This is a genomic window from Mesotoga sp. HF07.pep.5.2.highcov, from assembly GCF_003666285.1.
Lineage (GTDB): Bacteria > Thermotogota > Thermotogae > Petrotogales > Kosmotogaceae > Mesotoga > Mesotoga prima.
Map to the genome: position 1 here is coordinate 1 of NZ_JFHJ01000704.1, position 4,171 is coordinate 4,171.

General features: G+C 46.1%; 6 protein-coding genes. 5 read left to right on the forward strand and 1 reads right to left on the reverse strand.

Annotated elements, in window-relative coordinates; all coding sequences use genetic code 11:
* On the reverse strand, positions 1 to 528 hold a 528-nt coding region (locus tag BG32_RS14980), incomplete at its 3' end, for a type II secretion system protein (protein WP_121527071.1).
* A 295-nt stretch (positions 529 to 823) separates the two neighbouring features.
* Between BG32_RS14980 and BG32_RS14985 the strand changes: the two genes are divergently transcribed.
* The 5 genes from BG32_RS14985 to BG32_RS16920 all read left to right on the forward strand — a co-directional run.
* Positions 824 to 1,975, forward strand: coding sequence for an ROK family transcriptional regulator (locus BG32_RS14985; protein WP_099771398.1), 1,152 nt, complete (start codon positions 824 to 826; stop codon positions 1,973 to 1,975).
* 31 nt (positions 1,976 to 2,006) lie between these two features.
* Entirely contained in the window at positions 2,007 to 2,276 is a 270-nt protein-coding gene (locus tag BG32_RS16910; protein ID WP_259459795.1) for a hypothetical protein, read from the forward strand.
* The gene (locus BG32_RS14990) at positions 2,273 to 3,256 is read left to right on the forward strand and encodes a sugar ABC transporter substrate-binding protein (RefSeq protein ID WP_259459796.1); all 984 of its coding nucleotides are present in this window, start codon (positions 2,273 to 2,275) and stop codon (positions 3,254 to 3,256) included. The genes BG32_RS16910 and BG32_RS14990 overlap by 4 nt, the downstream gene beginning before the upstream one ends.
* Before the next feature lie 119 nt (positions 3,257 to 3,375).
* Positions 3,376 to 3,732, forward strand: a complete 357-nt coding sequence (locus BG32_RS16915) for a carbohydrate ABC transporter permease (protein ID WP_259459797.1) — start codon at positions 3,376 to 3,378, stop codon at positions 3,730 to 3,732.
* Positions 3,714 to 4,171: carbohydrate ABC transporter permease (locus tag BG32_RS16920; RefSeq protein WP_259459798.1), on the forward strand; the 458-nt coding region annotated here is incomplete at its 3' end. The genes BG32_RS16915 and BG32_RS16920, both read left to right, overlap by 19 nt.

Sequence of the window (4,171 nt, forward strand, 5' to 3'; positions counted from 1 at the left end):
TCCTTCGCTTATTTCATCGAAGGTAGATCCGAATTCGGTGAGCGGGGCGACGGAATTTTCACCTACCAGACTGTAGTAAATAGTTTCGGAATCAAGTGATTCTCTTCCCAACCCACCGTCGAGAAAAGTGAAGTCGTCTATTCCAAAGGGAATTCCCTGTCTTGAATCGATTAGGACACCCGAGACAGTCTCGAAGTCTACACTGCGATTTGTGAATACGAAGTAGTTGTACTGGCCATCATCGTTCTTCTTCCATGCAGCGCCGAAGGAACGGCCATCAACATTTCTCCCGAGTTCGCCGATAACTTCGGGCAATTCCCCGCCCAGGTAGATCTTACTTGAAAAAACACTGGAAAGCGTCTTAAGATCTTTTGCAACTGAAACGGCGTGTGATTTCCGAAGCGTATTCACCCCTATAGGTGCAATGACAGCGATAAGGCCGGCAAGTACCGCGAGAACAATAAGCATTTCGATAAGAGAAAACCCTCGTCTTCTAGTGCACATGAAACAACTCATAGTCAAGTTCACTCACTCCCTCACCAATTCTGTCATTATATGCAATGCAATCTCGTGCCAACAGGGGATCTATGATTAGCGATTAAAGCGCCTGAAAGATATTTCTCAGAAGTGCTTTGCATCTTTCTCATCATTGCTTTTCGAGCTATGGCAACCATTGACTTTAATCACCTTTGGCCTGAGATAATCGCCACTCAACGGGAATAATAGGACTTGATTCTTCTTTGAACTCAGCATCGTGTCCTATATAATATTTAGTAAGAGACTATTACTAAATAATCAAATTGAGTTTCAGAGGTGCCCGAAAGTGATAACGAAGCCCGGTGATCTTAGGGAAAAGAACATAGGAAGAGTGATACAGCTTCTGCTCGCAAATTCGGATATTTCAAGAGTTGAAATCGCGAGGAAAACCGAACTCACCAAGACAACAATTTCTGCCATAATTGCCTCGCTTCTGGATCTGAATATTGTCGAAGAAACCCCGGGTTTGAAGACGGGTCTGGTCGGCAAAACACCTATCCCTATGAGAGTTCGGGACGATGCTGCAGCAGCTATTGGAGTGAATCTTGCAAGGGGAAGCACATCTGGAGTGGTCATGACGGCTTGTGGTAAGCTCCTTGAATCGGTGAGCAAAGAAGTCTCTAACCTGACTAGAGCTGATGCTACTGCCCATCTCTTTGAAGTCGTTCAGAGGTTGCTGAACAAATGTTTCAGAAATGGCATTGATGTCGATGTCATCGGTATTGGAGCTCCCTCTCCTCTGGATAAAGATAAAGGAGTGATTTACGCCCCCTACGGTTTGAGCGACTGGAAGGATTTCCCGGTGGGAGAGATTACCCGCGAAAAGTTTGGTCTGCCCGTGTTTCTCGTCAATGATGCCGATGGCGCAGCCTTCGGAATGAAGTGCTTTGGAAAATGCAGAGATATCAGATCGTTCATCAGTATGTATTTTGATGAGGGTGTTGGGGCAGGGATCATATTGAACGACGAGATCTACAGCGGAAGCTCCGGATATTCCGGTCAGATCAGTTACGCTCTTATCAAGAGCTTCTGCAACGGCCAAGTTGAGAATAGCCGGTTTAGTCTGGATACGGTCGTCAGTGACTTGAACAAGGAAATCGGAGTCAACTGCGGGAAAATCGATGATTTCTTGGACAGGAGATTCAACGGTGGGCAAAAAATGAATTCTGTACTGAGGAGAGTGGGTGACGAACTCGGTCGTATCGCAGCTCTTGTTTCAAACATTGTAGGTCCCGAAGCAGTTGTAGTCAATGGGCGGCTTCTAGAGTTTGGAAAAGTTTTCTTCGAAGCACTAAAGGATTCGTTTGAATCTAACCTTTTTTCGAGGGGCAGTGTTCAACTCATAAAAGGTTTTACGAATCAGTTTCGAGCATTCTCTACGGGGGCTGCGAGTTATGCGATTTTCAGTTACTTGATGGATAAAGTGCTTTCAAACTAGCACCAAAAAACTGAGAAAAGGGGGAATTCAAGTGAAAAGGAAAGTAGTTCTTTCGCTACTACTGGTAGTGCTTATCGGAGTCTTCTCGTTTGGCGTAGTTACTCTGAACTTCATCGAGGTTCTCACCAGTCCTGCAAGAACACAGGTAATCAAGGAGATAATTGCAGATTTTGAGGCTAAGAACCCTGATATCAAGATCAACCTGATATCTCCTCCATACGAGCAGGCGGATCAAAGGGCAACTCTCATGCTCAACACGAATCAGCACTCGACATTATCGAAGTCAGGGATTATACGGTGAAGCAGTTCGTCAACAACGGAAAGCTAGAGAATCTCGAGAGCTACCTTGCCGGTTGGGAGCACAATGATACTCTTACCTTTGTCGCCAATCAGGCCGCAAGAACCGTCGATGACACGGCATTCATTGTTCCTCAGTTTTTCTTCATCAAGGGTTTATTCGTAAGAACCGATATTCTGGAGAAACTCGGCGTAAGTTACATTCCAAAGACTATGAGCGAGCTTGTCGAGCTATGTATCGACATCACTGATCCCGATAAGAACCAGTATGGATTCGGTTTCAGAGGAAAATCATGGGAGTTCAAGTTCTCAGATCTTATAGCCACTTCTTTCCTAAGCGACATCGATGAAGCCAATATTTATAAGACGAAATCCGGAGAAGCCTATTTCGATGACCCCAGAGCCATCGAGGGTCTTAAAATGTATGTGAGGCTTTTCGAGGGTGGAGTCCCTGCAGACGGAATCAACTGGGGATTCAACGAACAGGTGAATGCCTTTGTATCGGGTATCACTCCGTTCCTCATTCAGGATCCGGATACGGTCGCCCTTGTGGATGAGATGCTCGGAAGAGAGTATTACACTGTGGTGCCCATCCCGGTAGGTCCCTCCGGCAAGGCCTATATGGACTACGGATTCAGCGGACTCGGAATCCCCTCATATTCCAAGCACAAAGCAGAGGCATGGGAGTTCATAAAGTATATTTCGAGCCCCGAGGTAAACGCATACTTCAGCAAGAGTTACGGTCCGCTTCCAATCCATTCTTCCACATATGAGAATGATCCATACTTCAGTTCCGGCGTCTATACGGCATGGAGTTACATGATGAGTCACCCGGAGAAGTACATCTTCGCGTCCTATCCTCTTGACTCCGAAAAGTGGCCGGGTTGGCCGGAGATTCACCAGCAGGACATGCAATCTCTGCTCCTCGGTGATACCACAGTCGAAGCCGTTGCCGCGAAGTGGGCCGAGTACTGGGAAGACTGATAAGAAACTGAAAGATACTGACTGATTGACGATTCGGCACGGCGCAGAGACAGTTCGAGATTTGCCCGCCGTGCCGTTTTTCTAGAGCAGGCAGAGAGATGTTCTGAGAGGTGTTGATTTTGAGAAAGAATTTCTGGAAGTTTTTCGTAATGATGATTCCGGCTTTCATCCTTCTTATAGTTTTTACATACACACCCATTATCCGTGGCGGGGTTATGGCGTTCCAGCGCTATAACATGTTTGACCTCTCTGATACTGGATTCATTGGGTTTGGTAACTTCAAAGCGATCATAACCGACAGAAATTTCGACTTCGTAAGAATAGTGATCAACACACTTGTCTGGGTCTTTTTTTCTCTGATTTTCCAGTTCGGCCTTGGCTTCGGACTGGCACTACTAATGAGAAAACCCTTCAAGGGAGAGGAATCTACTCAGCTCTCGTTTTCTATCCATGGGCGGTGTCGGGATTTGCTATAGGTCTCATTTGGGCGTGGATGTTTAACGGTCAGTTTGGGATAATCAATGACATTCTGGTAAGAGTTGGGATTATTAGTCACCCAATAGGTTTTCTGTCAGATCCTAAGTTTGCCATGATGTCGGTGATTATCGCAAATGTTTGGTACGGAATTCCTTACTTCGCAATCATGTTGCTTGCCGCACTCCAGTCCGTTCCGAATGAGCTGTATGAGGCTTCGAGAATAGATGGAGCAAATAGGTTTAAGCAGTTGTTCAAAATCACGATACCATACATCAGACCGACAATCGTTAGCACGGTCCTGCTCAGGACGATGTGGATAATGAATTTCCCGGAGATAATCTATGGAATGACCGGCGGTGGGCCGGCCAATTCAACTCAGATACTGGCGACACACATGATAAACAGAATCTATCAGTTCTATGACTACGGTCAGGGAGC